This window comes from Ancalomicrobiaceae bacterium S20 (genome assembly GCA_040269895.1).
In the GTDB taxonomy this organism is placed as follows: domain Bacteria; phylum Pseudomonadota; class Alphaproteobacteria; order Rhizobiales; family Ancalomicrobiaceae; genus Methyloraptor; species Methyloraptor flagellatus.
The window spans coordinates 2,491,110-2,516,701 of record CP158568.1 but is presented as its reverse complement, the minus strand read 5'-3'; the positions used below and the strand labels follow the sequence as shown (position 1 = coordinate 2,516,701).

The following is a 25,592-nucleotide window of genomic DNA, read 5'->3' as shown; positions in this document are numbered from 1 at the left end:
ACGGCGGGGCCGTCCCGGCAGGGCAAAGACGGCGGGGGCCGTCCACGCGAGCGTAGACCACGGCGGTTAGCGGAACACTGCGGTGAGCGAGCCAGGCGGCGGCGACGATGCGCGGCCCTCAAGCCGCCGCGCGGTCTCCGCACCCGCGGCCCAGGCGTCGAGCCCGGCCATGGCGGCGTCCCACGAACCGGCCATCACGCCGATCGCCTCCAGAACCGGCTCGAACTTCTGCCGCGCCATGGCGCGCGCGAGCTTGAACTGCGCGGCCTTGGCGTCCTCGGCGATCTTGATCGCCGCGGCGCGCGGCTCTGCCAATCCCGGCTCGTCGAGCCAGTCGAGATGCGCGGCGAGCAGCTCGAAGTTCGAGCCCACCATGCGCATCGTGTTGAAGGCGTAGGTGTGGAAATAGGTCGGCGCGCGGGTCGCGAGATCCGCGGCATGGGCGGGAAGGCCTCGGCATAGGCGCGGATCGGATTGCCGACCGGCCGGCGCGCGAGATGCCGGACGAGCAGCCCGCGCGCGGTCGCGCGGATGTCGCGGGGCGCACGATCGGGGCGCACCTTCAGATATTCGGTATAGGGGAAGAGCGGCAGCCCCTGGTGCTCGCGCGAACCCGGCACGCCGAAGATCCCGTCGAAGTCCTCGCCTGAGAGAGCGAAGAAGCCGGCGTTGTGGAAGTACTCGATCCGGCGCGCCGCGACGTCGATGCGGTTGATGCCGATCGTCGTCTTGGAATGCGCGGTGCGATACGAAACATCGCGCGTGTCGGGCAGGAAGAACGCATCGACCTCGACCAGCGGCAGCCGGCCGCGCTCGATCTGGAGCGCGACATGGGCGCCGAGATCGTCGAACACCGACAGTTCGCAGGTCTCCACGCCGAAGAGCGTCTCGAGGTCGGCCTGCGGCACCTTGAAGAAGGTGAACTGGTCGCCCTCGAAATCCTGGGTCACGGTGAAGCCGAGCGCGGCCGTCGGGTCGCCCCCGAGTGCATGGACGACCTCGATCGTGAGGTCGACCGAGCAGTTCGTCTCCGGCCAGATTCGCGTCGCCCCATGCAGCGCATGGGGCCGGTAGGACGCGGGATCGAGGCCTGGAATCACGGTCGCGTTGGCCATCATCGGCTCAGCCCCACAGAACCTTGCGCACCGCCGCCGGCCAGCGCTTCGGATCGGGGCCATGGTGCTTGAACAGCGCGATCGCGACGCGCTCCAGGCCGAAGCCGACGCAGCCCGAATGGGCCGGCGTGCCGTCGGCGAACTGCAGCTTCCACAGCGAGCCGAAGTGGTCCTGGTGGTAGTTGAACGACAGGCAGGCGGTCGGCTTCTCCTCCGAGGTGATCGGGATGAGCAGCTCGAACTTGAGGCCCGAGTCGCGCTGGTTGTTGGCGAGCATCTTGCCGGCACGGCCGAAGAACGGATCGTTGGCGAGATCGACGTGGCAGGGCAGGCCGAGCGAGTTGATCAGGCCCTGGCCGCGCTCGAGCCAGCTCCTGCGGAAGCTCTGCACCTGCTCCGGCGTGCCGATGCGGACGTATTCGCGCATGCGGAACAGCTGCATGCGCGCCGGATCCTGGCTCGGCTCGTGGCGGAAGCAGTAGGACTTGAGGTCGAACAGCTTACCTTCTTCCGGAAGCGCGCCGCGGGCGGCGACGGTCGGATAGAGCGGGTAGCAGGCGGCCGGCGTCAGGCAGACGTCGGTGGCGTCCTGGAGCTCGCTCCAGTCGTCGCCGGCGGTGATCTTGGCGAGCAGCTGCGCGTGCTCGGCCTCGCCGCCCATGAACGAGTGCACGCAGCCGGCGAGCTGCGGGAAGCTCTTGAGATACCCCGACTTCTCCAGCGTGGCGCGCGCCATGCCGGGCGGGAAGTGGATGCGCTCGGCATTGTCGACGTCGCCGAGCTTGGAGACGGCGGCCTCGAAGCGCTCGATCACCTCCTCGAAGGTGCCGGAGCGGCCGTAGAGCCCGTCGACGCCGCTCGGGAAGAGCAGGCCGTTGGCGAACAGATCGTCGAGAAGGGCCTTCGCGGCCGGCCCGGCAGTCACCTTGGCGTCCATGGGGTCAGCTCCTGAGGCTCTTGTCGAAGCGGCCGGCGAGCAGCAGGTTCGACGTGTTGGAGAGGATGCGGTCGTTGGAGATCATGATCCGCGCCGACAGGATGTCGCGCATGTGCCGGGCGACGCTGAACGGCGTATCGTTCCGGTAGCCGGGCAGGCCGGTGATCAGCAGCGCGTGCTCGACGACGCGCATGCCGAGCTCCGAGGCCGAGATCTTCAGGTTGTTGATGTCGGCCGCGAAGCTCATCGAGGAGAGCGCGTCGGCATCGTCCTTGACCGCCTCGTAGCGCTCGATGCGCGCGTTGACGCAGCCCTTCATCTCCTGAAGCATGGCCACGACCTCGGCGAGGCGCAGCGCGCCCGGCGGCAGCTGGCCCGGGGTCTTCTTGGCGGCGGCCTTGACGAAGGCCTGCGCGCGGGCGACCGCGTCGGCCGCGATGCCGTACCAGGCGCCGGCCCACAGGATGTGGGTCATCGACAGCATGGACTGCGCCGCGATCTCCGAGAACGGATGCGGGAAGATCTGCGCCGCGTTGCCGGCCGACTTGAGCGTGAAGCCGACCGAGTTGGTTCCGCGCATGCCGAGCGTGTCCCAGGTGGTCGTCTGGTCGAGCGTGCAGTCCTCGCGGCGCACGCAGACCATGACCTGATCCGAGCTCGCCGCCTCCGGCGAACGCCGGCAGGTGACGAGGATCGCGTCCGACTGCAGCCCGTAGGAGATGCAGTTGGCCTCCTTGGTCAGCGTAAAGCGGTCGCCCTGGACCTCGACCGCGCAGATCGAGTTCCGGAGGTCGCCGCCGATGCCGTATTCGGTCGTCGCCGAGCCGATCAGCAGCTGATCCTCGGCGATCTTGCGCATGTAGTCGCGGTGCCAGGCGCTGTCGCGACCATGGGTCACGAAGCTCGACACCTTGATGTTGTGCATGGCGTAGATCAGCGCCGACGAGCCGCAGGCGCCGCCGAGAATGGCGCAGAGCTCCGCGACTTCGCCGACCGACAGGCCTTCGCCGCCGAACTCGGGCGGGATCATCACGCCGAGCAGGCGCTCGCGCTTCAGCGCGTCGAAGGTCTCGGTCGGAAACCGGCCTTCCTTGTCGACCGCATCGGCGGCCTTGGCGGCCACCTCGGCCGCGACCCGCCGCATCCGGCTGTCGGCCGCCTCGGCGGTGATGTTGGTTTCCATGACGACCATGGCGTTCAGACCTTCTCGCTGGCGAGTTCGTCGACCGCGGCAGAGATCGCGGCGATCGTCGCGAAGGTCCGGCGCGTCAGCATCCGTTCCGGGAATTCGATGTCGAAGGCTTCCTCGAGGCCGAGCATCAGCTGGACCGAGCCGAAGGAGGTGAGGCCGGCCTCGTAGAGGTCGGCATCGTCCGCGATGCTGTCGATATTGAACGGAACCAGATTACGGTCCTTGAGGAGAGCGCGAATGCGGTCGGTCATGCGAATACTCCCACCACGACGGGTTCGAATGTCGCGGGACATGAAACGCCTCAAGTGTTCGATCTCGGTAAATCTCCAAACGTCAGCAATTGAACATGGTTTCAGGAGGGTTTAACTCCGGGCGGACTTTTGAGTGATTGAGACATTCTCAACCATGTGCGCCGTCCCGGTCCGCCGTGTGCCACACCCATGCGCACACCCTCGCGGCCGCGTCCCGGGTGGGGCGCGGTGCGAAGGGCATGTCGGGGCGAAAGGCATGTCGGGGCGAGGGGTAGGACGGCAGCGCCAGCGTGGGCGGATCAGGCGCCGGGCGTGTTGCTGCTGACGAGCTTCAGGCTCGGCACCGCCGCGCGCAGCGGCGGCGTCTGCGGCTCCGGGGAGCGTCCACGGTATGGCCGTCACGCCGCGCGGCTTCGGCCGGTGTGGTGCCGAGGGCCAGCACGATCGTGGCATGCAGACCGGTCGGCGCATATTCGATCTCGATCGAGCCGCCCATCTCCTGGGCCAGCATGCGCTCCATCAGCCGCGATCCGAAGCCGCGGCGGGTCGGTACCGAGACCGGCGGCCCGCCGCTCTCGCGCCAGGTGACGAGCAGCCTGTGGTGCCCGCCGTCGGGCGTCAGCGTCCAGAGCACGACGACACGGCCTTCCGGCACCGAGAGGGCGCCATACTTGGCCGCGTTGGTGGCCAGTTCGTGCAAGGTCATCGCGATTGCCAGCGCGCCGCGTGCGCCGAGGGTGACCGCCGGCCCCTCGATCGTGGTGCCCGAGCCGTCGGGACGGCGATAGGGGGCGAGCACTTCCTCCGCGAGCGAGCGGATGTCGGCGCGCTCCCAGTTCTCGCGCGTGAGAATGTCGTTGGCGACGGCCAGCGAGCCGAGCCGGCCCTGGAAATCCGGCAGCACCGGATTGCCGCGCATGGTCGCGACCGCGATCGCCTGTACCGTCGCCAGCACGTTCTTCACGCGGTGGTTCAGTTCGTTGATCAGCATATGCTGACGTTCTTCGGCATTGTGGCGTTCGGTGATGTCCTTGACCGTGCCGACCACGATCCGGAGGCCGTCGGCATCGTGCGAGCCGCGGCCGACCACTTCGACACGCCGAACCCCCTCGCTCGGATGCCGGAACCGGAACTGGAAGCGGAATTCGCCGCCGCGCGCCGCCTCGGCGGCCATCGCCTCGAAGCCGGCGCGATCCTCCGCGATGACCACCTCGCGACGGATCTCCTCGAGCGGGATCGGCCCGCGCGCCGGATCGCGGCCGAAGATCTCGTAGAGCCGCTCGTTCTCCCAGACGCCGTCCGGATGGCGTGCGGAATATTCGAACACGCCGAGCCCGGCGGCGGCGGTCGCGACCGCCACGCGGTCGCGGCTCCGCGCGATGGCGAGTTCGGCGCTCTTGATCTCGGTCGCGTCGATCATGGTGCCGATCGCGCGGACGACCCGGCCCTCGGTGTCGCGGATCACGCGGCCGCGCACCACCACATGCCGGATCGCGCCATCGTCGGCGCGTATGATGCGGAAGGCGTTGTCGTGCCGGCCGGGGCCGTCGACCGCCATGGCCGCGGTATGGTCGGCGATCACGCGCTCGCGGTCGGCGGGGTGGATGCGCTCGCCGAACCAGATCGGATCGGCCGGCTGATCGGGCCGCGCACCGAGGATCGCCCGGAACTCGTCCGACCAGGTTCGGGTGTTCTCGACCGGGTTCCAGTCCCAGGTGCCGATCTGCGCGCTGTTGGCGGCGATTCGCAGTCGCTCCTCGCTGCGCGCCAGATCGTCGGCCAGCTCCTCGATCCGCCGACGCTGCTCGACCCGATCGGTGACGTCGACCACGACGCCTTCCATGCCGAGCGCCAGACCGCGGTCGTCGGCGATCACGGAGCCTGAGAAATCGACGGTCCGGATCGCGCCGTCGGAACGGCGCACGCGGAACTCGCCGGCGTAGAACCGGTCGACCGACGCGATCGCGCGGAACAGCACGGCCTCGGCGCGTGGCCAGTCCTCCGGCACGATCAGCGCGCGCCAGTCCGCGACGGTTGCGGCGCGCTCGACCGGCGGGTGACCGAAGATCTGTGCCGCGGTCGCCGACCAGCTGCCGACCAGCATCCGGCAATCGTAGGAGACCGTGCCCATGCGCCCCGCCGCCAGCGCCATGGTGAGCCGCCGCTCGGCGTCGCTCGCCCGTTCCATGGCGGCCCGCGATTCGTCGGTCGCGGCGCGCAGCAGTCCCGTGACGAGAAGATGCAGCAGGTTGGCGGCGACGAACATGACCATCGCGGTCTCTTCGGAGACGCTCAGGGCCTCGAAGGCCGCAGGGTCGCCGATAAAGAAGAACCAGATCGCCGCCACTGAGAGGGCGAGGGCGAGCAGGCCCGGGCCGATCCCGAACAGCGCTCCGGTGATCAGGATCGCGGGGTAATAGAGGACGAAGCGGAGGTTGGGCGGCGCCTCGGCCTGCAGCGCGAAGCGCAGGACGGTCGCCGCAGCCACGATGATCAGTGCCGCGACATAACCGATTGGGCGACGCTCGGACCGGCAGATGCGATAGAGCCCGAGCACATGTTTCATCCGTCCTCCTCGCGTCGACGGGTGCGCGAACACCCGTCGACGACGGCAACAGCATGACACGTTCCCGTCGTCGAGGAAAGACTAGCGTCCAATACGGTGTGCATTTTTAGAAATTACACAGACACCATATGGAGATCTCATGAAATTCAGAGTGCCGGATCTGTATCGAGTGCGTTGGAAATTGCGGAATTGCCCGTTTTTATGGATACTTGGAACGGATCGATTTGGGGCAGCCGTAAAAGCGCGGATAGCCTAAGCTTGGCGGATTCGCTTGAATTCCCAATAATGACTTAGCGTAAGCCTCACAAAGGGCGGCGGCTCGGGGTCGCCCCACGGCCGCCGCAACTGCATTTCGGGTCTGGCGGTCAGAGCCCGGCGTAGATCGGGAACCGCCGGCACAGCTCCGTCACCTCGGCGTGGATCGCGCCGAGCAGGGCCTCGTCTGCGGGGTTGGCGATCACCCGGTCGATGAACCCGGCGATGCGGCGGAATTCTTCGCGTCCGAAGCCACGCGCGGTCCCGGCGTTGCTCGACAGCCGGAGCCCCGAGGGGGCCTCCGGCGGGCGCGGATCGAACGGGATCAGGTTCTTGTTGACCGCGAGACCGGCCTTCTCGAGCGCCTTGGCCGCGACATCGCCGGTCACGCCGCGGTTCGAGAGATCGACCAGCATCAGGCCCGTGTCGGTGCCGCCGGCGACCAGCCGGATGCCGGCCGCCGCGAGCGTCTCGGCGAGCGTCGCGGCATTGTCGACGACGGCGCGATTGTAGGCCGCGAACTCCGGCCGGAGCGCCTCGCCGAGGCAGGCCGCCTTGCCCGCGACGGCGTGCAGCATCACCGAGCCCTGCACGCCGGGGAAGATGCCGTAATCGATCCGGTCGGACAGCGCCGGATCGTTCCAGAGCGCCAGACCGCCGCGCGCGCCGCGCAGGGATTTGTAGGTCGTGGTGGTGACGACATGGGCGTGCGGGAACGGGTGCGGATGCAGGCCCGTGGCGACGAGGCCGGCGAAATGCGCCATGTCGACCATGAATAGCGCGCCGACCTCGTCGGCGATGGCGCGCAGACCCGCGAAGTCGATCGCGCGCGGATAGGCCGAGCCGCCGGCGACGATCAGGCGCGGCGCATGGGCCTTGGCGAGATCGCGGACCTGGTCGAGATCGATGCGCTCGGTCTCGCGCGAAACACCGTAGCGGACGATGGTGTAGTCGCGGCCGGTCAGCGTCGCCGGGTGGCCGTGGCTGATGTGGCCGCCGGCGGCAGTGTCCATCGACAGGATCGTGTCGCCGAGCTTCAGGAGGCCGAGGAACACGCCGGCATTGGCATTCGAGCCGGAGTGCGGCTGCACGTTCGCGAAGGCGGCGCCGAACACCTGCTTGGCGCGGGCGACCGCCAGCGCCTCGATCGTGTCGGCGAATTCCGCGCCGCCGTAGTAGCGCGCGTGCGGCTTGCCCTCGACGGTCTTGTTGGTCAGCACCGAGCCCTGGGCTTCCAGGACGAGCCGGGACACGAGGTTTTCGGAGGCGATCAGCTCGATGCCGTCACGCTGACGCTCGAGCTCGCCGCGGATCGCGACCGCGAGTTCGGGATCGGCGTCGAGGCCGGCGGTGAAATAGCCCTCGTGCAGGGTGGTCATGGTCTTTTGCTCTCCAGGGAAGCCGGCGCGCCGCGGCGCCGGGTGTAGAGGATGGGTAGGGGCGCCGCCGCGCGGGCGGTAGGGGCGGTTGTGATGGGGGTCAGCGGAACAGCACGATGAGCATGCCTTTCGCCGGGCCGGCCCCCGCGTTGGCGAGCTCATGCGGCACGTCGGCGGGATAGCGCGCGACTTCTCCGGCGCCGATCGTCCGCCGCGCGGCACCACTGCCGACCTCGAAGCGGCCCTCGATCACGGCGAAATGCTCGATCGCGCCCTTGGCATGGGCGCCGCTCACATGTCGGCCGCCGGGCGCGATCTCGATCTCGTACCATTCGGTCGAGCCGGCGAGATGCGGCGGGCTCAGGATCTTCAGCCGACAGGCGCCGTCCGGGCTGTTGATCAGTGGCAGATGCTCGGCCGGCACCACCTCGATCGGTTCCGGATCGCTCGGCACGCGTCCGTCGACCAGTTCGTCGAAGGCGACGCCGAGCGCGCGCGTCAGACTCCAGAGCACCGCGAAGGTCGGGTTCGCCCGGCCACGCTCGATCTCCGACAGCATCGACTTCGACACGCCCGACAGGCCTGCGAGCTGCTCGAGCGTCAGCCCGCGCGCCTTGCGATGGCCCTGCAGCGCGGGGCCGATCGCCGGCGCGGCGGAAGGGTCGGCGATCTTTTCCAGTCCCATGCGGTCGCGAGCCTCGGATCGGTTGCATTCGTCCAATATAGCGAATATACAGTCCGGGAAACTGGAAGGCAATCCGCTATGTCGAACATTCCGTTCCGCTCCTTCGCCGCCCCCGCGACCGCTGTCGACGGCTCGACCGTCGATGGCGTGCCTGGACGTGCGATGATGTCGATGGCGGAGATCAGGCGTTCGGCCGCGGAAATCGCCGGCGATCTGGCACGGTCCTGGCCGACTCGCGTGTTTCGGCTCGTGGTCGAGATCGACGGCGTGCCGAGCGAACGCGAGGCCGTGTCGGGAGCGCTGATCGACGGCTTTTCCGGTATCTCGGATCCGGATGCGGTGCCCGACCGCGTGACTGCTGCGCGCGCACTCAATCGACGCATGCTCGCGGTCCGGCTCGCCGGCGCGACCATGGCCGCCTTCGATCCGGCGCGCGATCTCAAGATCGCGCCGGCGGCGCAGGGGCGCCTGGTGGTGCGCGCCTTTGCAGCGGGGCTGCCGCCGATCGAGCGGGCGATCACCTTCGGTGACGGCCTGCCGGCGCTCCAGGCCTGCGCCTGAGGCAGGTCAGGCCGTACCACCGCTGCGTCATCGCGCGGATTGACTAGCGCGCGGGGCGTCGTAAGCATGGCGACATGCATGCTGCGCTGCGATCGAACGGATGTCGAAGGCTGTGTCTGGCGCTGTTCGCGCTGGTCGCCGTCACGATCGGCTTCGCGCATGTTTCTGTCGGCATCGACCTGACGCCCGCGCCGGTCGCGGCCGAGTACGAACTGCCCGGCGGCATCGTGCCGACCCTGTGCGTGCGCAAGGACACGGCCGCCTTCGCCTCGCACCACCCCGGCGAGCTCTGCTCGGTCTGCCTGTTGACCGGCGCGCCCGAGGCGATCGAGCTGCCCCCGGTCCTGCCGATCGTCCTGACCCTATCGACCTGGTTGCCGCAGCCGGCCGGACGGGACGACCTGTCCGAGGTCGATGCGCCGCTGTCGCGCGGACCGCCCCTCGCTCGCACCGTTGTCTGAAAATCGACGCCTGAAGTGGCGCCTGAACACAGGCAACCTTGTCGCATATCGCAGGGCCCGAGCGCGTTGGCGCGCGAGCCCTTACCCGATTCCGGACTGCCCGGCGGCGTGACTGCGGCCGCCCGCGTCCGTTCATGCGAGCGAAAGACCCGACCGATGCTTCGTATCGTCGATGCCCTGCCGCCTCCCGCGGTCGGCGGCGATCTCGCGCGATCCGCCGCCGAGATCCAGCGTGCCGTTTTCGCGGCCCCCTCTGTCCATCCCCCGGTGCGGTGCTACCTGCCGCATGCGGTGATCGTCCGCGAGGGCGATCCGGCGCGGGACATTCTCGAAGTCGTCGAAGGCTGCGTGACGCTGACACGCTGGACCGACGATGGCCGCCGCCAGATCGTCGATGTGCTCGGACGCGGTGATGCCTTCGGCCTCGCGCGCGGCGCCCGGCACGACTGCACGGCCGAGGCCCTGACCGCGACCCGCATCCGCAGCCTGCGCTGGCCGGAGTTGGCGAGCGATGCCGACGGCACCGCACGCGTGCTCGACCTTGCGGCCTGTTCGCTGTCGCGCCAGCATTGCCAGGCGCTGCTGCTCGGACGGCGTACCGCGATGGAGCGGGTCAGCGCCGCCGTGCTGCGCCTCGAACAGGTGATCGGCGACCGCGGCGACGGCTTCGAATGCCCGATGACGCGCCAGGACCTCGCCGATTGGCTCGGCCTGGTGCTCGAGACCGTCAGCCGGAACCTCAACGTGCTGGCCAAGCGCCGGCTGATCGAGATCCGGCACCACACGCGGTTCAAGGTGTTGGATCGCAGGGCGCTGCGCACCGAGGCCGGGCAGACGGCCGACACGCCGTTCGGCCTGCTCGCCGAGGGCTGAAGCGCCGACCTCGCACGGTATCGGCGTCGGACCCCGGGTCCGGCGCCGAGCCCGGCCGCGAGATGTCGTCAGTTGGCGGCGTGGGCGGGCGTCTCGACCGGCTCGCTGCGCGCGCGCTTGCGCTTCGATTTCGGCGGCGACGTGCGCTTCGCCTTGATCGGCTTCGGCTTCTTGCGCGGCGTCGCTTCGGCGTGCTCGGCCGTGCCTGTCTCGCCTTCGGCCGCAGCCTTCTTCCGCTTCCTGACCGGCAGGATCGAGCCGGCCGTGCCGAGGCGTTCGACCAGATCGCGCAGGCCGACCTCTTCGATCGCCGCCAGCGCCTCGCGCCGATTGACCCAGCGGACCGTCCGCTGGTCCTTTTCACGGTAGTCCTCAAGCTCGGTCTTGACCCAGAGCTTGTAGAGGTCGACCTCGCAGAGGTCGAACCGCTGATCCCTGCGCTTGAAATACTGATACGAACCGAGCTTCTTCTTCTCGATCTCGCCGACCAGTCCCGCCTCTTCCTTCGCCTCGATCGCTGCCGCCTCGTAAGGCTTCAGGCCCTTCATGGGCCAGCCCTTCGGCACGATCCAGCGGCGGGTCTCACGCGAGGTCACGAGGGCGATCTCGATCTCTCCGTCCGTCCCGAGACGGATGGGCAGAGCGGCGATCTGACGTGCGGTCGGTGACTTCATCGTGGTCGCGACTCGGTCGGATGGTCGACGCCGATCCGACAACGGGGGGACTGGGTGGGCGGGCGAGCAACGTATGTAGTTTACGTTTCGTGACCATTACGTGGCCCGGACGGCGCTGCACATATATCGCGCATGCGTCGGGTTCTGTTCCCGCAGTCCAGGCTGCGGCCCACCGCCGGGGGCGTGGCTACCCCCCTTGTCGCGGTCCAATGTGGGCGTTTGCGGGCGAATTCGCGACCGGTTGACGCCAAGGGAAAAGAGCGGACTGAAATATCTGCAGGGGTGCCATGCGTTCGGCGCGGCATCGTCGGCCGCGCCGAAGTCCCATCGTGCCGCGCTCAGCCGAACTTGAACAGCACGCCGTAGCCGCCGCGCGGGTAGTTCCACTCGATCTCGCCCGAGGCCTCGCACAGCACGCGGCAGGTGCCGCATTCCATGCAGCCGTCGGCGGTGATCTCGACCTGACCGCGGTCGTTCTGCTCGTAGCACTTGGCCGGGCAGACCCGCGTCAGCGCCAGGAGCGACGCGCTCGGCTTGTCGTGCGGAGCCACCTTGATGTGCGGCCGCCCGGCATCGACCTGGTAGCGGTTCTGGAACAGCTTGTCCTCGACGCGAACGTCGGTTTCCGGCTTCACGATCGCATTCATGGGTTCCTCCCGAAGGTGAGATGGATGGGCCCGGTCAGCGCCAGGCGAGCGCGAGGCGGAAGGCGTCGCCGATCAGGCCGAGACGCGTCCGGGCCTTGATGAAGGCGCGGGTGGTCTCCTTTTCCTTCTCGAGCTTCGGCGTCCCGTCGACATGCAGGAAGCTCTGCGCCGCCTTGGAAACGAGCTGCGGATAGGTCATGAAGAAATTCGCCGAATTGGTATGGAGCAGGTTCGGCATGTCCTTGTATTTCTTCAGGTCCTTGATGACGAAGCTCTCGTCCAGCATCTTCTTGTAGAGCTGCAGGTTTTCTTTCGTCATCGGGTCGCGCCGGCTCTTGACCTGGAAGATCGCTTCCGCGGCGATCCGGCCGGAGGTCATCGCCAGGTTCGAGCCCTCGCGATGGATGGCGTTGTTGAGCTGCGCCGCATCACCCACCATGACCCAGCCGTCGCCGCAGAGCTCCGGGATCGCCCGGTAGCCGCCCTCGGGGATCAGATGGGCCGCGTATTCCTTGACCTCCGAGCCTTCGAGCAGCGGGCGGACCGACGGGTGCTGCTTGAACGCCTCGAGCAGCGCGTAGGGGCTCTCCATCTCGCGTGCGAAATCGGAGACTAGGCAGCCGATGCCGACCGAGATCGACTCGCGGTTGGTATAGAGGAAGGCCAGCCCGGTCATCCCGCGCGAGATCGTGCCGGCGGCCTCGATCACGCAGCCCTCGTCGCCCTTGAGGTTGAAGCGCTGGGCGATCGTCTCCTCGGGCAGGAAGTGCATCTCCTTGACCGCGAGTGCGACGGTCTCCGGCGCCGGCGTCTTGCGCAGACCCGCGCGGCTGCCGAGCAGGCCGTTGACGCCCTCGGCGAGCACGACGACATCGGCATGGATCTGGCCGCCGCGCCGGTCGGTGCGCACGCCGATCACCTTGCCATAGGCGTCCTGCACCAGCTCGGTAACGGTCGTCTCGGTCAGCACCGTCGCGCCAGCCTCGCGCACCTTGCGCGAGAACCACTTGTCGAACTGGGCGCGCACGATCGTGTAGCGGTTCGGCCGGTCGTTGTTGAAGTCGTCCGACCGGTAGTGCATGCCGGTGTGCGACGTGTCGTCCATCATCCAGAACCGCTGCTCGACGATGTGGCGTTCGAGCGGCGCGTCCTCACGGAAGTTCGGGACGATCTTCTCCAGCATGTCGGCGTACATGATGGCGCCCTGGACGTTCTTCGAGCCGGCATATTCGCCGCGCTCGAGCTGGAGCACCTTCAGGCCGCGCGAGGCGAGCGTATAGGCGGCGGCGTTGCCGGACATGCCCGCGCCGACCACGATGGCGTCGAACTTTTCCTCGATCATGGCATCTCTCCTCGGGAGCGGTTCGCGGGCTCAGCCGGCGAGCTTGTCGCGGTTGTGGGGGCTCAGGCGCCGGGCGAAGGCCTCGGTCAGCGCCGGCAGGAACCGGATCGCGTCGGTGACCAGCCCGACATGGGCGAAGTCGAAGATCGGCGCGTTCCTGTCCGTGTTGATCGCCACGATCAGATCCGCGCCCTCGACGCCGACGCGGTGCTGGATGGCACCGGAAATGCCGGCCGCGATGTAGAGCTTCGGCCGGATCGTCTTGCCGGTCTGGCCGATCTGCCGCTCGGCCGGCATCCAGCCCTTCTGCACCACCGGTCGCGAGCAGCCGAATTCGGCGCCGAGCGTCGCAGCCAGCGTCTTCACGAGCTGGAAATTCTCCGCCGCCCCAAGGCCCATGCCGCCGGCGACCACGACGTCGGCATAGGCGAGCGACGATTTGCCCGCGTCGCGATCCGGCAGGAACGACAGGATCTTGGTGACGATATCGGCCTCGACCAGGCCGAGCGGGTGGGTGATCACGCGGCCGACCGGCTTGTCGGTGCGCTCCGGCATCGCCATGACGCGCGGCCGGATCGTCGCCATCTGCGGCCGGAAGTTCAGCGTGTAGATCGTGCAGAGCAGCGAGCCGCCGAAGGTCGGCCGGGTCGCGGCGAGCGAGCCGTCGGCATCGACCGCGAGCTCGGTACAGTCGGCGGTGAGGCCGGTCAGCAGCGTGGTGGCGACCGAGCCGGCGAGATCGCGGCCGAGCGTGGTCGCGCCCAGGAGCAGGATCTCGGGCTTGTAGGTGTTGACCAGATCGGTCAGGCCCTTCGAGAACGGCTCGTTGCGATAGTCGGCGAGCAGCGGATCTTCAACGAGATAGGCGAGATCGGCACCGTAGGCGAAGCTTTCGGCGACTGCCGCGCGCGTCGCCTCGCCCGGCGGGCCGAGCACGACGCCGGCGAGTTCGACGCCGAGCTTGTCGGCGAGCTTGCGGCCTTCGCCCAACAGTTCGAACGAGACCGGATGCACCTGGCCGCGCTCGACCTCGATGAATACCCAGACGTGCTTGTAGGCCTTGAAGTGCTCGGGGAGCTCCTTCTTCATGCCGGCTCGCGATCCGGCGGCGGGATTGGCGGCGGGCTTCGGGGCGTCCGACATCGGTCTCTCCTCCGGTTCAGGTCAGGCGGTCTGGTTGGCGATCAGCTCGGCTTCGAGCTTCGGCAGCCGGGTGAACAGCGCCGCGATCAGGTCGTCGGCGGTTTCGCGGCCGGTCGGCTTGATCTCGATTTGCGTGGCCTTCTCCGAGCGCGCCGCCGGCGCGAACACGCGCTTCACCACGGTCGGCGAGCCGCGCAGGCCGCATTTGGTGATGTCCTCGATGCCGGCGTCCTTGGCGCTCCAGGTGACGATCTCGGCGCGGGCCGCACGGAGTGCGTCGGCCATGGTGCCGCGGCGCATCTCGTTGGAGCCTTCCAGCATGGTGACGAGGCAGGGGAGCCGCGTGGCGAGCACCTGTGTGCCGCCCTCGGCGCGCCGCTCGACCTCGATGCGGCGGCTGTCCGGATCGACGGCGCCGATCTTCGACACATAGGTGAGCTGCAAGAGATCGAGCCGCTTGGCGATGCCGGGGCCGACCTGCGCGGTGTCGCCGTCGATGGTCTGCTTGCCGGCGAAGATGATGTCCGGCGCCCCGAAGGTCTCGGCGATCTTGCCGATCGCCGAGGCGAGAGCGAAGGAGGTCGCCAGCGTGTCCGAACCGGCGAAGAACCGGTCGGTGAGCAGCACGGCGCGGTCGGCGCCGTAGGTCAGCGCCTTGCGCAGGCTGTCCTCGGCGGTTGGCGGCCCCATGGTCAGCACCGTGACCTCGCCGCCGAGCCGGTCGCGCAGGCGCAGCGCCTCTTCGAGCGCGAACAGGTCGTAGGGGTTGATGATGGTCGGCACGCCCTGACGCATGATCGTGTTGGTGACAGGATGGACGCGGATCTGGGCCGAGTCCGGAACCTGCTTGATGCAGACGACGATGTGCATGGGCGCGTCCCTCCCGAAGTTTGCGTGGCGCGGGTGCGCCGGTCGGCAGGTGATATTCATCCGCCGTGCCAAGTCGCGGCACGCCGATCATGTATTTGACAGAAAAGGGGAAATTTGATCGGCGTCGTGTGCCTGCCTGTGGCTGTCGCGGCCTTGTTCGAAAGCCGACAGACACGTCGTGTCGGATCGCGTCGGCGGATCGTCGTCCCTGTTCGTGCCGGTGGTCTTGTGAATTCTTGTGAAAAATTCACAAGCGGCTATCCTCGATGCCAACCCGAGGAGGCCACCATGGCGACGATGACGATTTCGCTTCCCGACCCGCTGAAGGACTGGGTCGAGGCCCAGGTCGAGACCGGCGACTACGCGAGCGCCAGCGACTACGTCCGCGATCTGATCCGGCGCGACCGGGCGAGGCACGATCACCCCAAACTGACGATCGAGGATCTGCGGCGGATCGTGGAGGAGTCGCTCGAAGGGCCGGACAGCGTAGACAGCGTGAAGGACGTCATCGCCGAAGGGCGTCGGATCATAGCCGGGAAGGGGCGTGCGAATGGCTAGCTTTCGGCTCACCGAACGCGCTCGCAACGACCTGCTCGATATCTTCCTGTTTGGGATCGAGGCGTTCGGGTCGCGTCAGGCGGAGAGCTATCTGGCCGATCTCGAGCATACGTTCGGGCTACTGGCGAGCGGTCCGAAAATGGGGCGTCTGGCCAAGGGTGTGGGCCTCGACGTGCGCCGTCACGAGCATGGGGCGCACGTCATCTTTTATCGAACCACCGATTATGGTGTTCGTATCGCTGCGATCGTGCACAAGAGCAGCATCATGGACTTCGAGGTGTGACGTTCCCGCGGTGAGGTCGGCGCTCACCCCTTCGGCAGCGGCGCCAGAATGTCGTCGAGCGCGACGAAGGCCGTCTTCGGCGGCACCGGGCGGTCCGGATCGTGATCCTTGAGCACCTGGAACACCCGCTGGCGCAGCGGCGAGGAATTCTCGAAGTCGGTATAGGCGCGCTGCAGGGTCGCCTTGGCGCGTGCGGCGACGATCGAGTCGGGCAGGCCGTCGAAGTCCTCGGTCTTCAGGTATTCGCCCATCCGCTTCATGATGTGCAGCCGCGCGACGGACAGGATCTTCGGATCGAAGCTGACGCCGAGCGTGACGAAGAACTCCTCGGCCGCCGAGAGCTTCTTCAGGCGGTTCAGGATATCGGCGACGTCGATCGGCTTGTCGTCCAGCGAACAGCTCATGGCGCGGTCTCCTCGTTTGTATCGCTATGGGGCGGATCGGATGGCGCCGCCTCGCCCTTGAACTTGGCTTGGAGATGCGCGAGCCGCACCTCCAGGAAGTCGATCCGGTCGACCAGCGAGGCGATCGCCTCGCCGACCGGGTCGGGCATCAGGTGGTGCTCGAGGTCGATGCGGCCGTCGCCGAGCTTGCGGCGTCCCGCCTCCGGCTTGACGATCCGACCCGGGATCCCGACCACGGTCATGGCCGGCGGAACGTCTTCGATGACGACCGAATTGGCGCCGATCCGTGCGCCGGCGCCCACCGTGATCGGCCCGAGGATTTTTGCTCCGGCGCCGACCAGCACGCCCGATTGCAGCGTCGGATGCCGTTTGCCGCCGGACCAGGACACGCCGCCGAGCGTCACACCGTGATAGAGCGTGACGTCGTCACCGATCTCGGCTGTTTCGCCGATCACGACGCCTGCGCCGTGGTCGATGAAAAAGCGCCGGCCGATCGTCGCGCCCGGATGGATGTCGACATTGGTCAGGAAGCGCCCGAGCCAGGACAGGAACCGCGCCGAAAACCGGAAATGCCCGCGCCACAGCCGGTTGGCGAGCCTATGCCAGACGATCGCATGCACGCCGGGATAGGTCAGCCAGATCTCCAGCGTGCCGCGCGCCGCCGGATCGCGCGACTTCACGCAGGCGACGTCCTCGGCGATCGCTGCGAACACCGAACGCCGCGCCGGCGATGACCCGGCCAGGGCCGGGGAGGGCGACAGGTCCGCGGTCGAGAGGTCTGTCATCGTCCGGTCCTCCTCTGGTCGCTCCTCAGTGGACATGCGCGTGGGTGCGATCCGGATCGAGAAAGTCGAGCGCCTCGCCGATGAGCCGCTCGAATTCTTCGGATGCGATCGGAGCCTTGTCGGCGACCGCGCGGTGGCGCACGAGGCCGACCAGCACGGGGATGATGTCGGGCTCCGCCTGATAGCCGAGGCTGTCGAGCATGTGCGCGATCGCCTTGGAGCCCGAGTGCTTGCCGACCACGATCCGGTGCTTGCGTCCGAGCGTCTCCGGATCGAGCCCCTGATAGGTCTCGGGCCGGTCGAGCAGGGCGGCGACATGGATGCCGGATTCGTGCGTGAACACGTCGCGGCCGACGATCGCCTTGCCCGGCGGCACGACGCGGCCGGCGGCATGCGCGACCGCATGGGCGAGCCCCATCAGCGTCTTCGGATCGACGGCCGTGCGCCCGAGCCCGAGCCGGGGTAGGGCAACGGCGACCTCCTCGAGCGGCGCGTTGCCGGCCCGCTCGCCGAGCCCGCCGACGGTGACGGAGAGGTGCCGCGCGCCGGCCCGGACCGCGGCGAGGCTGTTGGCGGTGGCGAGGCCGAGATCGTCGTGGCCGTGGAACTCGATCGCGAGATCGGTCGCGGCCGTGATCCGGCCGACGAGCGCGGCGGTCGAGACCGGATCGAGGATGCCGACCGTGTCGGCGATCCGGAGCCGGAACGCGCCCGACGCTTGCGCGGCTTCGGCGACGCGGACCAGGTGATCCGGGTCGGCGCGCGAGGCGTCCTCGCCGCCGACCGCGACCTCGAGCCCCATGTCGCGCGCCATCGGCACCAGCCGACGGATCCGCGCCAACGCTTCGTCGCGCCCGATGCCGAGCTTGGCGGAAAGCTGCAGCTCGGACATCGGGATCGACAGGTTGACCGCCGTCACACCCGTCGCTGCCGCGGTCTTCAGATCCGCTTCCGTCATCCGGCACCAGGCGATCACGCGCGCCTTGAGCCCGAGCCCGGCGATCGCGCGGATCGCCGCCACCTCGTCGCCGCCCATCGCCGGCGTGCCGGCTTCGATCTCGGCGACGCCGCAGCCGTCGAGTGCCAGCGCGAGCGACACCTTCTCGTCCGGCCGAAACGCGACGCCGGGCGCCTGCTCGCCGTCACGTAGCGTCGTGTCGTTGAGCGCGACGAGCGGCAGATCCACCGCCGGATCGGAACGGCTCGGATCGGGGGTGGTCGGATCGGCAGGGGACATGGCTCGTCGCTCCGGCTCGGACATCACGCGTAGACGGGCTTGAACTCGGCCGGCGCGGCGCCGTCGCCCTGCCAGAACGGCGACAGGGCCCTGAGCTGCGCGATGATCGGCGGCATCGCCTCGATCACCCGGTCGACGTCCTCGTCGGTGTTGTCGCGCGAGAACGAGAACCGCGTCGCGCCGTGCGCGGCCGTGTAGGGCACGCTCATCGCGCGCAGAACATGGCTCGGCTCGAGCGATCCGGACGTGCAGGCCGAACCCGACGAGGCGGCGATGCCGGCGCGGTTCAGGAGCAGCAGGATCGCTTCGCCCTCGATGTACTCGCAGGCGATGTTGCAGGTGTTGGGCAGCCGATTGTCGACGTCGCCGGTGATGAAGGTCGCCGGGATGCGCTGGAGCAGGCCCTTCTCGAGCCGGTCGCGCAACGCGGCGACCCGCGTGATTTCGTCATGCATGTGGGCGCCGGCGAGTTCGGCCGCCTTGCCGAGCCCGACGATGCCGGGCGTGTTCTCGGTGCCACCGCGCCGGTTGCGCTCCTGCTGGCCGCCCTTGATCAGCGACCGGAACCGCACGCCGCGCTTCACATAGAGCGCGCCGATGCCCTTCGGCCCGTGCAGCTTGTGGCCGGACAGCGACAGCATGTCGATCGCGGTCGCCTTGAGATCGATCGGGATCTTGCCGACCGCCTGCACCGCGTCGGTGTGGAACAGCGCGCCGACGGCCTTGGCCTCCTCGGCGAGCTCGGCGACCGGGAACAGGGTGCCGGTCTCGTTGTTCGCCCACATGATCGAGACGATCGCCACGTTGGGCGACAGCGCCGCGCGATAGGCGTCGCGGTCCAGGCGACCCTTCGTGTCGACCGGGATGATGTGGACCTTGGTACCGCGCGTCTTTTCGAGATGCGCAGCAAGGGTCAGGATCGCCGGATGCTCGACCGCCGAGGTGATGATCTCGTTGCGGTCGGGCATCGCCTCGAGCGCCGACAGGATCGCGGAATTGTCGCTCTCCGTGCCGCCGGAGGTGAACACGATCTCATGGTCGAATTCGGCGCCGAGCAGCGCCTGCACCTGCTGGCGCGCGCGCTTGACGGCGCCGCCGACGCTCGACCCGAAGGCGTGCATCGAGGACGGGTTGCCGAACTGCTCGGTGAAGAACGGCAGCATGGCCGCGAGCACGTCCGGGTCGACCTTGGTCGTGGCGTTGTTGTCGAGATAGACGGGTTTCATGGGCAGGATCTCCTCGACGGATCAGACCGGAACGACCTTGAGCGGGATGCCGAGCTTCTCGATCAGGCGTTCACGCACGCCGGAGATCGTGACACTCGCCATCTGGCAGCCGACGCAGGCGCCGGAGAGCTTGACCTGGACGGTGTCGCCGTCGACGTCGACCAGCTCGCAGTCGCCGCCGTCGGCCTTGAGGAACGGCCGGAGCTGCTCGATCGCGGCCTCGATGGCCTTGATCTTCTGCAGCGTCGTCATCTTCGGCGCGGCCGGCTTCGACGGTGCGAGCGGGGATGCGACCGGCGCCGCCGGGCGCGGGCCGGAGATCGGCGGCAGCGTGGACGGCGCGCGTTCCGGCAGGATCGAGATGGTGCGCTTCGGGCTGGCGCCCTCCGGCGTCGCCGAGGCGGTCGGACGGGCCGCCATCACCTGATCGATGTCGATCTTGGGCTGGCGAAGTTCCTTCGGCTGCTGCTTGGCCTTCATCGCGCGCGGGTCGACCGACCCGACCCGATAGGCGGCTTCCGCCGTGATCAGGCCCTCGTCGACCATCGCCTCGTTGACGCGCGCCAGCACCTGCTCGATCGCGTCGAAGCAGGTCAGGCAGCCGCCGCCGGCCTTGGTGTAGAAGGTGACCTGCTCGGGCGTGGTCAGCTTGTTGACCCGCACCGCCCGCTCGATCATGCCCTCGTCGACGCCGAAGCACTTGCAGACGAGCGCACCTTCCTCATGGTCGTCGTGCCACTCCTCGCCGCGGTAGTTGGCGACCGCGGCCTGCAGCGCCTCGTAGCCCATCACCGAGCAGTGCATCTTCTCCGGCGGCAGGCCGCCGAGGAAGTCGGCGATGTCCTGATTGGTCAGCGCCAGCGCTTCCGAGATGGTCTTGCCGATCACGATCTCGGTCAGCGCCGAGGACGACGCGATCGCCGAGCCGCAGCCGAAGGTCTGGAAGCGGGCCTCCTCGATGATCTCGGTCGTGGGATCGACCTTCAGCATCAGCTTCAAGGCGTCGCCGCAGGAGATCGCCCCGACCTCGCCGACCGCGTTCGCCTCCGCGAGCACGCCGGCGTTCTTCGGGTTGAAGAAGTAGTCCTTCACTTTGTCCGTGTAGTCCCACATGGACGGCTCTCCTGGGAAACGCGAGGCTCAAGGCGCGGGATGAGAAAGGGGCCGCCGGCGAAGGTCGGGGGTGAGGAGGCGCCGGCGGCCGGAGTGTCGTGTCGGCGGCGTCAGGAGAACGACTTGCCGCAGGAGCACTTCGACGAGGCGTTCGGGTTGTCGAACACGAAGCCCGAGCTCTCCAGGCCGGTGACGAAGTCGACCGTCATGCCCGCCACGTGCGGCTGCGAGCTCTCGTCGACGAACAGCTTCACGCCGTCCATGTCGATCACGACATCGCCCTCGCGCGTCGTGCTTTCGAGGCCCATCATGTACTTGAAGCCGGCGCAGCCGCCGGTCTGCACCATGATGCGCAGGCCCTCGGCCGGCGCAGGCGCACGGGAGATCGCGGTCCTGACCGCGGCGACGGCGTTCTCGGTGAGCTGGATCATGGTCGAACCCCTCTCGGTTGGAATGTCCGAGACGGGTTTTGCATGGGGCGTGCCAGGGCAGAATTTATAGATTTTACAAATAGATAATTGGATTGTCGGATTGTGCCGAATCCGACAAGGGTCGGGATTGCGACATGGCGATGGGTTAGCTATCTTGACTAAGTAGGGTCATTGTTTGTGATCGAGAGCGGAGCACAGTGCCATGCGTCAGGTCACGGTACACGCCGCGAAGACCAATCTGTCGAAACTGATCGATGCCGCTCTGGCGGGCGAAGAGATCGTGATCGCGAAGGGCGACGATCCTGTCGTTCGCCTGGTGCCGATCGAGCGCGGAACTTTCAAGTTCGGCGTTCGAAAAGGTCAATATGGCGAGGTCCCGGATTTCCTCGAACCGATGGACCCTGCCGATCTGGACCTTTGGGAAGGGCGCTCGTGAGCGCAGTGCTTCTCGATACGCATGCATGGGCTTGGAGCTTCAATCAACCCGAGGCCCTGCCCGATGCAGCCGCCGGGGCGCTCGCCCGCGCGTCCGTGGTCTATGTCAGCGCCGTTTCGTTTTTCGAGATCGCCCAAAAGGTTCGGATCGGTAAATGGCCCGAAATGGATGGCCGCATCGACGATCTCGCCGATATTATCCGCGAACAGAATTGCAAGCTGGTGCCACTCGATGCGGATATCTGTCTCGATGCCGGGCGGCTGATTTGGTCTCACCGCGATCCGTTCGACCGCATGCTCGCGGTCACGGCCAAGCGCTTCAAGGCGCGGATCATCTCCGCGGATACGATCTTCGATGGTGTGGCCCCGCGGGTCTGGTAGGCAGCAGACCGCCGCTTGGCCGAGATCGAGAACGTCCGCCCCTTACTCCGCAAACCGCCGCGACAACCGCGTCGGCCGTTGCGGGATCGCACCCTTCGGCCCGTTCGGCGCCGTGCGCCAGCCGACGCCCGCGATCAACACCGTCCGCAAGCCCCGGAAGTCGGCGTCGCAGACGATGTGGCCCTGTTCGGCCATGTAGGTGAGCAGCCAGCGGCCGCGCGAGGGCGAGTGGCTGCCGTAGGCGCGCGCCAGCGCCTCGTCGGTCGGGCAGGGCTCCTCGTCGCGTGCCGCGCGGGCGAGCATCAGGAACACGCCCTGCATCTCCTCCGGCAGGCTCTCGGCCATGCCGATCACCGCCTGCCAATCGTCGTCGCCGCCATCGGCCTCGACGCCGGCCCGCGCGATGGCGAGGCGGCGGCGGAAGCTCGACATGTCGGTGCCGTAGTCGCCGAGCTTCTTCATCCGGCAGTGGAACAGGAAGTCCTGGTATACGAGCGGCACCGGCCGGAACGCGACCTCCGGATCGGCGAGGATCTCGGCGAAGATCTGGTCGAGGATCGCCTGCTTCTCGTCCTCGGTCCGGGTATCTTCCGGCTCCTCGGCGCGCACGATCTGCGGCCGGCTCGATGAGATCTTCTGCAAGACCTCGCTGGTGCGTAGCGGTTGCGGCCGGGGGGCAGGGGCGGGCGCCGGCGGCACGTCCTTGTCGGCGACGAAGATCAGGTCGGCGAGCTGTTCAGGGCCGGTCTCCGGCAGCGGCACCAGCGACGGCCGGCCGCTGCGCGCGGCGGTCTCGACCGTGCCGACGCGCACCTCGGTCGGCCGACGTGTCAGTGCCGGGCCGAGAGCGACGAACTGGCCGGTCTTCAGATCGCGGAACTGCTCGGCCTGCCGGCGCTCCAGACCGAGGAGGTCGGAGGCGCGCGCCATGTCGATGTCGAGAAAGGTGCGGCCCATCAGGAAGTTCGACGCTTCCGCCGCGACGTTCTTGGCGAGCTTGGCGAGGCGCTGCGTCGCAATGATGCCGGCGAGGCCGCGCTTGCGGCCACGGCACATCAGATTGGTCATTGCGCCGAGCGAGGCCTTGCGCGCCTCGTCGGAAACCTCGCCGCCGACGGCGGGGGCGAACAACTGCGCCTCGTCGACCGCGATCAGCATCGGGAACCACGAGTCGCGGTCGGCGTCGAACAGCCCGTTCAGAAACGCCGCCGAACACAGCATCTGCTCTTCGGCATCGAGACCTTCGAGGTCGAGCACGGCCGAGGCGCGATGCTTGCGGATGCGGCCGGCGATGCGGGTCAGCTCGTCGAAGGAGCGGCCGGCGTCGACCACGACATGACCGTAGCGCTCGGCGAAGGAGACGAAGTCGCCCTCCGGATCGATGATCGCCTGCTGCACCCAGGGCGCGGACTGCTCCAGGAGCCGGCGCAACAGATGCGACTTGCCCGAGCCGGAATTGCCCTGGATCAGGAGGCGGGTCGAGAGCAGTTCCTCGAGATCCATCTCCAGCGGTTCGCCCGCCGTCGTCTTGCCGAGGTCGATGCCGACGCGCATGCCGTCCTGCTTCCGCTCCAACGCTGTCGATCCGCAACATCTGGCCGCGCCGGACCCGAGGCCCGGCGGCCGACACGCGCGTCCGATGAACGAGCCACCATAGCAGCCGAGTCGCGCGCCCGGGTCCAGCCTCGGCCGCCTACCCACAGGGTTCTCGCCGCCTGCGGCGCTTTGGTCGGGCCTGTGGCCGATCGGCCCGCGCCGATCTGTTCGGGGAGCCTCAGGCTGCAGCGATCGCCTGTTCGCGGCGGGCGAGCGCGAGCCGGCTCATGCCGTCCTCGTCGCCGAAACAGTCGCCGAAGTCGGTGCAGACCGCGCAGCTCGGCGCCGTGCAGAGCGTGAAGCCCTCGGCTTCGCAGAGCCGGCGATAGAAGTACTTCTTCCAGCGCATGTTGCGGATGTTGCCCGCATGCAGGTTCGGAAAATGCCGGGCGAGCAGCCGGCCGAGCTCGGCGCGTTCGAACAGGCCGAGATCCTGCCAGAGGTGATCGTCCTGCATCGCGCGCCGCGACACGATCGAGGCGAGCCAGGTCGCGACCAGCGGGCTCGCGCTCGGCGCCGGCGCACGGTGATCGAGCAGCAGGTCGCGCAGCAGCCCTTCCTCCATGTCGACGATCGGTGCCGGCGCCATGTCGAGCGCGAAGCCGGCGCGTGGCGTCACCGGGAAATAGGCGTTCAGCACGTCGATGATCGCGTCCTTCGGCAGGCCGAGCGACACGGTGACCGGCGTGCCGTCGATCTGCAAAGCCTCGAGCGCCTGGGCGAGCGCGCAGGCGAGCACATGGGTATCGAAGGCGACGGCTTCGTCGCGGGGCGGCCATTGTGCGGCGCGCAGCGTGGCGTAGTGGAAGGCGAACATGGCGTCGTCCTCGTTGTCGTGTCCCCGACCAAGTGGTGTCGGGGCGCGGAGCATGAGGACGATTTCGCAAGCGTCGTGCCGAAGCGGAGCCGCGGCAGCGGCGTCCGTATTGATCCGAAGGTGGCGCCGGCGCTCGGGGCGCGCCCGCTGCGGTGTCGGTCAGCGCGGCCCGAGTGTGACCGCGACGTCGCGCGGCCGCGCCGTGTAGGGCCAGGACGTCACCAGCAGCTTGGCGCCGGCGCGGACATAAGATCCGGCGTTCTCGGGGCTGATGCCGCCGGCCGCCGCGATGGTCGCGGTCAGCCCGGCCGTGGCGAAGGCGGTCGCCACGGTTTCGACCTCGCCGGGCGTGAACTTCTCGAGCTGGATCGTGTCGAAGCCGGCCTCGGCGGCGGCGATCGCTTCGGTGACGTCACCGACCTCGATGGCGAGCGTCTTCTCCGGCTGCTCGATCCGCAGGCGCGTCGCGATCTCGGCGAGTGTCAGGTCGGGGAGGAACGCGCGGTGTTCGGCGAAGACCAGGATCGTCTCCGACAGCCCATGCCGATGCAGGATGCCGCCGCCCGCGCGCACGGCGAGCTGCGACAGGAGCCGGGCGCCGGGCATGGTCTTGCGCGTGCAGGCGACGCGTGCGGCCGGATAGGCGGCGCGGGCGGCATCCAGCACTTCGCCGGTCGCGGTCGCGATGCCCGAGGCGATCTCGATCAGCGTCTGCGCGACCTTCCAGCTGCGGTGGAGCGCGCCGGCCGACCCTTGCGCATCGAGCAGCGGCGTGCCGGGCGTGGCGCGGAAGCCGTCGACCACGATCGCGTTCGCTTCGCCGCCGGCCGCGTTGAGGATCCTGACCGCGACATCGATGCCGGCGGCGACCATCGTCCTGCGCGCCATGAAAATCATGCGCGCCGGGCATCGTGCGATGCCCAGCGCCTCGGTGGTCAGATCGCCGGAGGGAACATCCTCGGCGATCAGACGCTCGATGTCGGAAGCCGAGATCACGGCACGCCGATGATCACGTCGGAGGACTTGATCACCGCATAGGCCTCGCCGCCGACGGCGAGGCCGAGATCCTTGGCCGCCTCGTTGGTGATCGAGGAGGAGATCACGAAGCCTTCGGCGATCTCGATCTTGACGATGGTGGTCGTCGCGCCGGTGGTGATGGCGGCGACCTTGCCCTTCAGGATGTTGCGGGCGGAAAGCTTCATGTGTCGGTTCTCCTCTACGGCCGCGCGGAGGGGGAGGGACAGGCGCGGCCTTCCGGATCGGGACGAGCAATTTCTAGGCCGTCCCTTGTCTCCGAGCCATATCGTATGAGGCATGGCTCCCCGTCGCCATACGTTGTTCCTACTAGCGTTTCGGGCTTGGCTTTGGCCCGGCT

General features: G+C 68.2%; 28 protein-coding genes and 1 pseudogene. 7 read left to right on the top strand and 22 right to left on the bottom strand.

The window, feature by feature from the left end:
- Window positions 1-66: 66 nt before the first annotated feature.
- From ABS361_11485 to ABS361_11455, 7 genes and pseudogenes are all read right to left on the bottom strand, one after another.
- Window positions 67-1,178, bottom strand: a pseudogene (locus tag ABS361_11485) (DUF1839 family protein).
- Window positions 1,123-2,052, bottom strand: a complete 930-nt coding sequence (locus ABS361_11480; GenBank protein XBY42748.1) for an amino acid--[acyl-carrier-protein] ligase — start codon at window positions 2,050-2,052, stop codon at window positions 1,123-1,125. Before ABS361_11480 ends, ABS361_11485 begins: the two are co-directional and overlap by 56 nt.
- 4 nt (window positions 2,053-2,056) lie before the next feature.
- Window positions 2,057-3,235 carry an acyl-CoA dehydrogenase family protein gene (locus ABS361_11475; GenBank protein ID XBY46878.1) on the bottom strand — a complete coding sequence of 393 codons (1,179 nt, stop codon included), beginning with the start codon at window positions 3,233-3,235 and terminating at the stop codon, window positions 2,057-2,059.
- A 14-nt stretch (window positions 3,236-3,249) separates the two neighbouring features.
- Complete coding sequence (locus tag ABS361_11470; GenBank protein ID XBY42747.1) at window positions 3,250-3,495, bottom strand: acyl carrier protein; 246 nt, start codon at window positions 3,493-3,495, stop codon at window positions 3,250-3,252.
- Window positions 3,496-3,826: 331 nt separating this feature from the next.
- Window positions 3,827-6,061, bottom strand: coding sequence for a PAS domain-containing protein (locus ABS361_11465; protein ID XBY42746.1), 2,235 nt, complete (start codon window positions 6,059-6,061; stop codon window positions 3,827-3,829).
- 365 nt (window positions 6,062-6,426) lie between these two features.
- Window positions 6,427-7,695 carry a serine hydroxymethyltransferase gene (gene glyA, locus ABS361_11460; protein ID XBY42745.1) on the bottom strand — a complete coding sequence of 423 codons (1,269 nt, stop codon included), beginning with the start codon at window positions 7,693-7,695 and terminating at the stop codon, window positions 6,427-6,429.
- A gap of 100 nt (window positions 7,696-7,795) precedes the next feature.
- The gene (locus ABS361_11455) at window positions 7,796-8,380 is read right to left on the bottom strand and encodes an XRE family transcriptional regulator (GenBank protein ID XBY42744.1); all 585 of its coding nucleotides are present in this window, start codon (window positions 8,378-8,380) and stop codon (window positions 7,796-7,798) included.
- A 78-nt stretch (window positions 8,381-8,458) separates the two neighbouring features.
- Between ABS361_11455 and ABS361_11450 the strand changes: the two genes are divergently transcribed.
- The 3 genes from ABS361_11450 to ABS361_11440 all read left to right on the top strand — a co-directional run bounded on the left by ABS361_11450 (window position 8,459) and on the right by ABS361_11440 (window position 10,275).
- Window positions 8,459-8,941 carry a hypothetical protein gene (locus ABS361_11450; protein ID XBY42743.1) on the top strand — a complete coding sequence of 161 codons (483 nt, stop codon included), beginning with the start codon at window positions 8,459-8,461 and terminating at the stop codon, window positions 8,939-8,941.
- A 74-nt stretch (window positions 8,942-9,015) separates the two neighbouring features.
- A complete protein-coding gene (locus ABS361_11445; protein XBY42742.1) occupies window positions 9,016-9,402 on the top strand; it encodes a hypothetical protein in 387 nt (128 codons plus the stop codon).
- A gap of 156 nt (window positions 9,403-9,558) precedes the next feature.
- Window positions 9,559-10,275, top strand: a complete 717-nt coding sequence (locus tag ABS361_11440) for a helix-turn-helix domain-containing protein (protein ID XBY42741.1) — start codon at window positions 9,559-9,561, stop codon at window positions 10,273-10,275.
- Between the two features lie 68 nt (window positions 10,276-10,343).
- Here ABS361_11440 and ABS361_11435 read toward each other — a convergent pair whose 3' ends face one another.
- The 5 genes from ABS361_11435 to ABS361_11415 form a co-directional block, all read right to left on the bottom strand.
- Entirely contained in the window at window positions 10,344-10,949 is a 606-nt protein-coding gene (locus ABS361_11435) for an NUDIX hydrolase (GenBank protein ID XBY42740.1), read from the bottom strand.
- A gap of 338 nt (window positions 10,950-11,287) precedes the next feature.
- Window positions 11,288-11,596: a ferredoxin family protein gene (locus tag ABS361_11430; protein ID XBY42739.1), complete on the bottom strand. Its 309-nt coding sequence runs from the start codon at window positions 11,594-11,596 to the stop codon at window positions 11,288-11,290.
- Window positions 11,597-11,630: 34 nt separating this feature from the next.
- The gene (locus ABS361_11425; GenBank protein ID XBY42738.1) at window positions 11,631-12,938 is read right to left on the bottom strand and encodes an FAD-dependent oxidoreductase; all 1,308 of its coding nucleotides are present in this window, start codon (window positions 12,936-12,938) and stop codon (window positions 11,631-11,633) included.
- A 30-nt stretch (window positions 12,939-12,968) separates the two neighbouring features.
- Window positions 12,969-14,081: an electron transfer flavoprotein subunit alpha/FixB family protein gene (locus tag ABS361_11420; protein ID XBY42737.1), complete on the bottom strand. Its 1,113-nt coding sequence runs from the start codon at window positions 14,079-14,081 to the stop codon at window positions 12,969-12,971.
- 21 nt (window positions 14,082-14,102) lie between these two features.
- The gene (locus tag ABS361_11415; protein ID XBY42736.1) at window positions 14,103-14,951 is read right to left on the bottom strand and encodes an electron transfer flavoprotein subunit beta/FixA family protein; all 849 of its coding nucleotides are present in this window, start codon (window positions 14,949-14,951) and stop codon (window positions 14,103-14,105) included.
- A 288-nt stretch (window positions 14,952-15,239) separates the two neighbouring features.
- Here ABS361_11415 and ABS361_11410 point away from each other — a divergent pair, with 288 nt between their 5' ends.
- Window positions 15,240-15,509 carry a type II toxin-antitoxin system ParD family antitoxin gene (locus ABS361_11410; GenBank protein ID XBY46764.1) on the top strand — a complete coding sequence of 90 codons (270 nt, stop codon included), beginning with the start codon at window positions 15,240-15,242 and terminating at the stop codon, window positions 15,507-15,509.
- Window positions 15,502-15,792, top strand: coding sequence for a type II toxin-antitoxin system RelE/ParE family toxin (locus ABS361_11405; protein ID XBY46763.1), 291 nt, complete (start codon window positions 15,502-15,504; stop codon window positions 15,790-15,792). The genes ABS361_11410 and ABS361_11405 overlap by 8 nt, the downstream gene beginning before the upstream one ends.
- Before the next feature lie 23 nt (window positions 15,793-15,815).
- Here ABS361_11405 and nifW read toward each other — a convergent pair whose 3' ends face one another.
- The 6 genes from nifW to ABS361_11375 form a co-directional block, all read right to left on the bottom strand.
- A complete protein-coding gene (gene nifW / locus ABS361_11400; GenBank protein XBY46762.1) occupies window positions 15,816-16,196 on the bottom strand; it encodes a nitrogenase stabilizing/protective protein NifW in 381 nt (126 codons plus the stop codon).
- Window positions 16,193-16,981, bottom strand: coding sequence for a serine O-acetyltransferase (gene cysE, locus ABS361_11395; protein XBY46761.1), 789 nt, complete (start codon window positions 16,979-16,981; stop codon window positions 16,193-16,195). Before cysE ends, nifW begins: the two co-directional genes overlap by 4 nt.
- Before the next feature lie 25 nt (window positions 16,982-17,006).
- The gene (gene nifV / locus ABS361_11390; GenBank protein ID XBY46760.1) at window positions 17,007-18,218 is read right to left on the bottom strand and encodes a homocitrate synthase; all 1,212 of its coding nucleotides are present in this window, start codon (window positions 18,216-18,218) and stop codon (window positions 17,007-17,009) included.
- A 23-nt stretch (window positions 18,219-18,241) separates the two neighbouring features.
- Entirely contained in the window at window positions 18,242-19,444 is a 1,203-nt protein-coding gene (gene nifS, locus ABS361_11385; GenBank protein ID XBY46759.1) for a cysteine desulfurase NifS, read from the bottom strand.
- Window positions 19,445-19,465: 21 nt separating this feature from the next.
- A complete protein-coding gene (nifU, locus tag ABS361_11380) occupies window positions 19,466-20,557 on the bottom strand; it encodes a Fe-S cluster assembly protein NifU (GenBank protein ID XBY46758.1) in 1,092 nt (363 codons plus the stop codon).
- Between the two features lie 110 nt (window positions 20,558-20,667).
- Window positions 20,668-20,988: an iron-sulfur cluster assembly accessory protein gene (locus ABS361_11375; protein XBY46757.1), complete on the bottom strand. Its 321-nt coding sequence runs from the start codon at window positions 20,986-20,988 to the stop codon at window positions 20,668-20,670.
- Between the two features lie 202 nt (window positions 20,989-21,190).
- Here ABS361_11375 and ABS361_11370 point away from each other — a divergent pair, with 202 nt between their 5' ends.
- Together ABS361_11370 and ABS361_11365 are read left to right on the top strand one after the other, a co-directional pair.
- Entirely contained in the window at window positions 21,191-21,424 is a 234-nt protein-coding gene (locus tag ABS361_11370) for a type II toxin-antitoxin system prevent-host-death family antitoxin (GenBank protein XBY46756.1), read from the top strand.
- Entirely contained in the window at window positions 21,421-21,804 is a 384-nt protein-coding gene (locus ABS361_11365; protein ID XBY46755.1) for a type II toxin-antitoxin system VapC family toxin, read from the top strand. Before ABS361_11370 ends, ABS361_11365 begins: the two co-directional genes overlap by 4 nt.
- A 42-nt stretch (window positions 21,805-21,846) precedes the next feature.
- On the opposite strand, the gene ABS361_11360 is transcribed toward ABS361_11365, so the two are convergent.
- The 4 genes from ABS361_11360 to ABS361_11345 form a co-directional block, all read right to left on the bottom strand.
- The gene (locus tag ABS361_11360) at window positions 21,847-23,358 is read right to left on the bottom strand and encodes an ATP-binding protein (protein ID XBY46754.1); all 1,512 of its coding nucleotides are present in this window, start codon (window positions 23,356-23,358) and stop codon (window positions 21,847-21,849) included.
- A gap of 220 nt (window positions 23,359-23,578) precedes the next feature.
- Window positions 23,579-24,217 carry a nitrogen fixation protein NifQ gene (locus ABS361_11355; protein ID XBY46753.1) on the bottom strand — a complete coding sequence of 213 codons (639 nt, stop codon included), beginning with the start codon at window positions 24,215-24,217 and terminating at the stop codon, window positions 23,579-23,581.
- 159 nt (window positions 24,218-24,376) lie between these two features.
- Complete coding sequence (gene modD / locus ABS361_11350) at window positions 24,377-25,213, bottom strand: ModD protein (GenBank protein ID XBY46752.1); 837 nt, start codon at window positions 25,211-25,213, stop codon at window positions 24,377-24,379.
- Window positions 25,210-25,419 carry a TOBE domain-containing protein gene (locus ABS361_11345; GenBank protein XBY46751.1) on the bottom strand — a complete coding sequence of 70 codons (210 nt, stop codon included), beginning with the start codon at window positions 25,417-25,419 and terminating at the stop codon, window positions 25,210-25,212. Before ABS361_11345 ends, modD begins: the two co-directional genes overlap by 4 nt.
- Window positions 25,420-25,592 lie beyond the last annotated feature (173 nt).

What these genes read in the sequence shown, in the direction of transcription:
- ABS361_11375 (XBY46757.1), bottom strand. Translation starts at nt 20,988, where the DNA reads ATGATCCAGCTCACCGAGAACGCCGTCGCCGCGGTCAGGACCGCGATC.
- ABS361_11430 (XBY42739.1), bottom strand. Translation starts at nt 11,596, where the DNA reads ATGAATGCGATCGTGAAGCCGGAAACCGACGTTCGCGTCGAGGACAAG.
- nifU (XBY46758.1), bottom strand. Translation starts at nt 20,557, where the DNA reads ATGTGGGACTACACGGACAAAGTGAAGGACTACTTCTTCAACCCGAAG.
- ABS361_11465 (XBY42746.1), bottom strand. Translation starts at nt 6,061, where the DNA reads ATGAAACATGTGCTCGGGCTCTATCGCATCTGCCGGTCCGAGCGTCGC.
- ABS361_11455 (XBY42744.1), bottom strand. Translation starts at nt 8,380, where the DNA reads ATGGGACTGGAAAAGATCGCCGACCCTTCCGCCGCGCCGGCGATCGGC.
- ABS361_11470 (XBY42747.1), bottom strand. Translation starts at nt 3,495, where the DNA reads ATGACCGACCGCATTCGCGCTCTCCTCAAGGACCGTAATCTGGTTCCG.
- ABS361_11450 (XBY42743.1), top strand. Translation starts at nt 8,459, where the DNA reads ATGTCGAACATTCCGTTCCGCTCCTTCGCCGCCCCCGCGACCGCTGTC.
- nifW (XBY46762.1), bottom strand. Translation starts at nt 16,196, where the DNA reads ATGAGCTGTTCGCTGGACGACAAGCCGATCGACGTCGCCGATATCCTG.
- ABS361_11475 (XBY46878.1), bottom strand. Translation starts at nt 3,235, where the DNA reads ATGGAAACCAACATCACCGCCGAGGCGGCCGACAGCCGGATGCGGCGG.
- nifV (XBY46760.1), bottom strand. Translation starts at nt 18,218, where the DNA reads ATGTCCCCTGCCGATCCGACCACCCCCGATCCGAGCCGTTCCGATCCG.
- ABS361_11480 (XBY42748.1), bottom strand. Translation starts at nt 2,052, where the DNA reads ATGGACGCCAAGGTGACTGCCGGGCCGGCCGCGAAGGCCCTTCTCGAC.
- ABS361_11415 (XBY42736.1), bottom strand. Translation starts at nt 14,951, where the DNA reads ATGCACATCGTCGTCTGCATCAAGCAGGTTCCGGACTCGGCCCAGATC.
- ABS361_11420 (XBY42737.1), bottom strand. Translation starts at nt 14,081, where the DNA reads ATGTCGGACGCCCCGAAGCCCGCCGCCAATCCCGCCGCCGGATCGCGA.
- ABS361_11370 (XBY46756.1), top strand. Translation starts at nt 21,191, where the DNA reads ATGCGTCAGGTCACGGTACACGCCGCGAAGACCAATCTGTCGAAACTG.
- ABS361_11360 (XBY46754.1), bottom strand. Translation starts at nt 23,358, where the DNA reads ATGCGCGTCGGCATCGACCTCGGCAAGACGACGGCGGGCGAACCGCTG.
- glyA (XBY42745.1), bottom strand. Translation starts at nt 7,695, where the DNA reads ATGACCACCCTGCACGAGGGCTATTTCACCGCCGGCCTCGACGCCGAT.
- ABS361_11405 (XBY46763.1), top strand. Translation starts at nt 15,502, where the DNA reads ATGGCTAGCTTTCGGCTCACCGAACGCGCTCGCAACGACCTGCTCGAT.
- cysE (XBY46761.1), bottom strand. Translation starts at nt 16,981, where the DNA reads ATGACAGACCTCTCGACCGCGGACCTGTCGCCCTCCCCGGCCCTGGCC.
- ABS361_11345 (XBY46751.1), bottom strand. Translation starts at nt 25,419, where the DNA reads ATGAAGCTTTCCGCCCGCAACATCCTGAAGGGCAAGGTCGCCGCCATC.
- ABS361_11410 (XBY46764.1), top strand. Translation starts at nt 15,240, where the DNA reads ATGGCGACGATGACGATTTCGCTTCCCGACCCGCTGAAGGACTGGGTC.
- nifS (XBY46759.1), bottom strand. Translation starts at nt 19,444, where the DNA reads ATGAAACCCGTCTATCTCGACAACAACGCCACGACCAAGGTCGACCCG.
- ABS361_11445 (XBY42742.1), top strand. Translation starts at nt 9,016, where the DNA reads ATGCATGCTGCGCTGCGATCGAACGGATGTCGAAGGCTGTGTCTGGCG.
- ABS361_11440 (XBY42741.1), top strand. Translation starts at nt 9,559, where the DNA reads ATGCTTCGTATCGTCGATGCCCTGCCGCCTCCCGCGGTCGGCGGCGAT.
- ABS361_11435 (XBY42740.1), bottom strand. Translation starts at nt 10,949, where the DNA reads ATGAAGTCACCGACCGCACGTCAGATCGCCGCTCTGCCCATCCGTCTC.
- ABS361_11355 (XBY46753.1), bottom strand. Translation starts at nt 24,217, where the DNA reads ATGTTCGCCTTCCACTACGCCACGCTGCGCGCCGCACAATGGCCGCCC.
- ABS361_11425 (XBY42738.1), bottom strand. Translation starts at nt 12,938, where the DNA reads ATGATCGAGGAAAAGTTCGACGCCATCGTGGTCGGCGCGGGCATGTCC.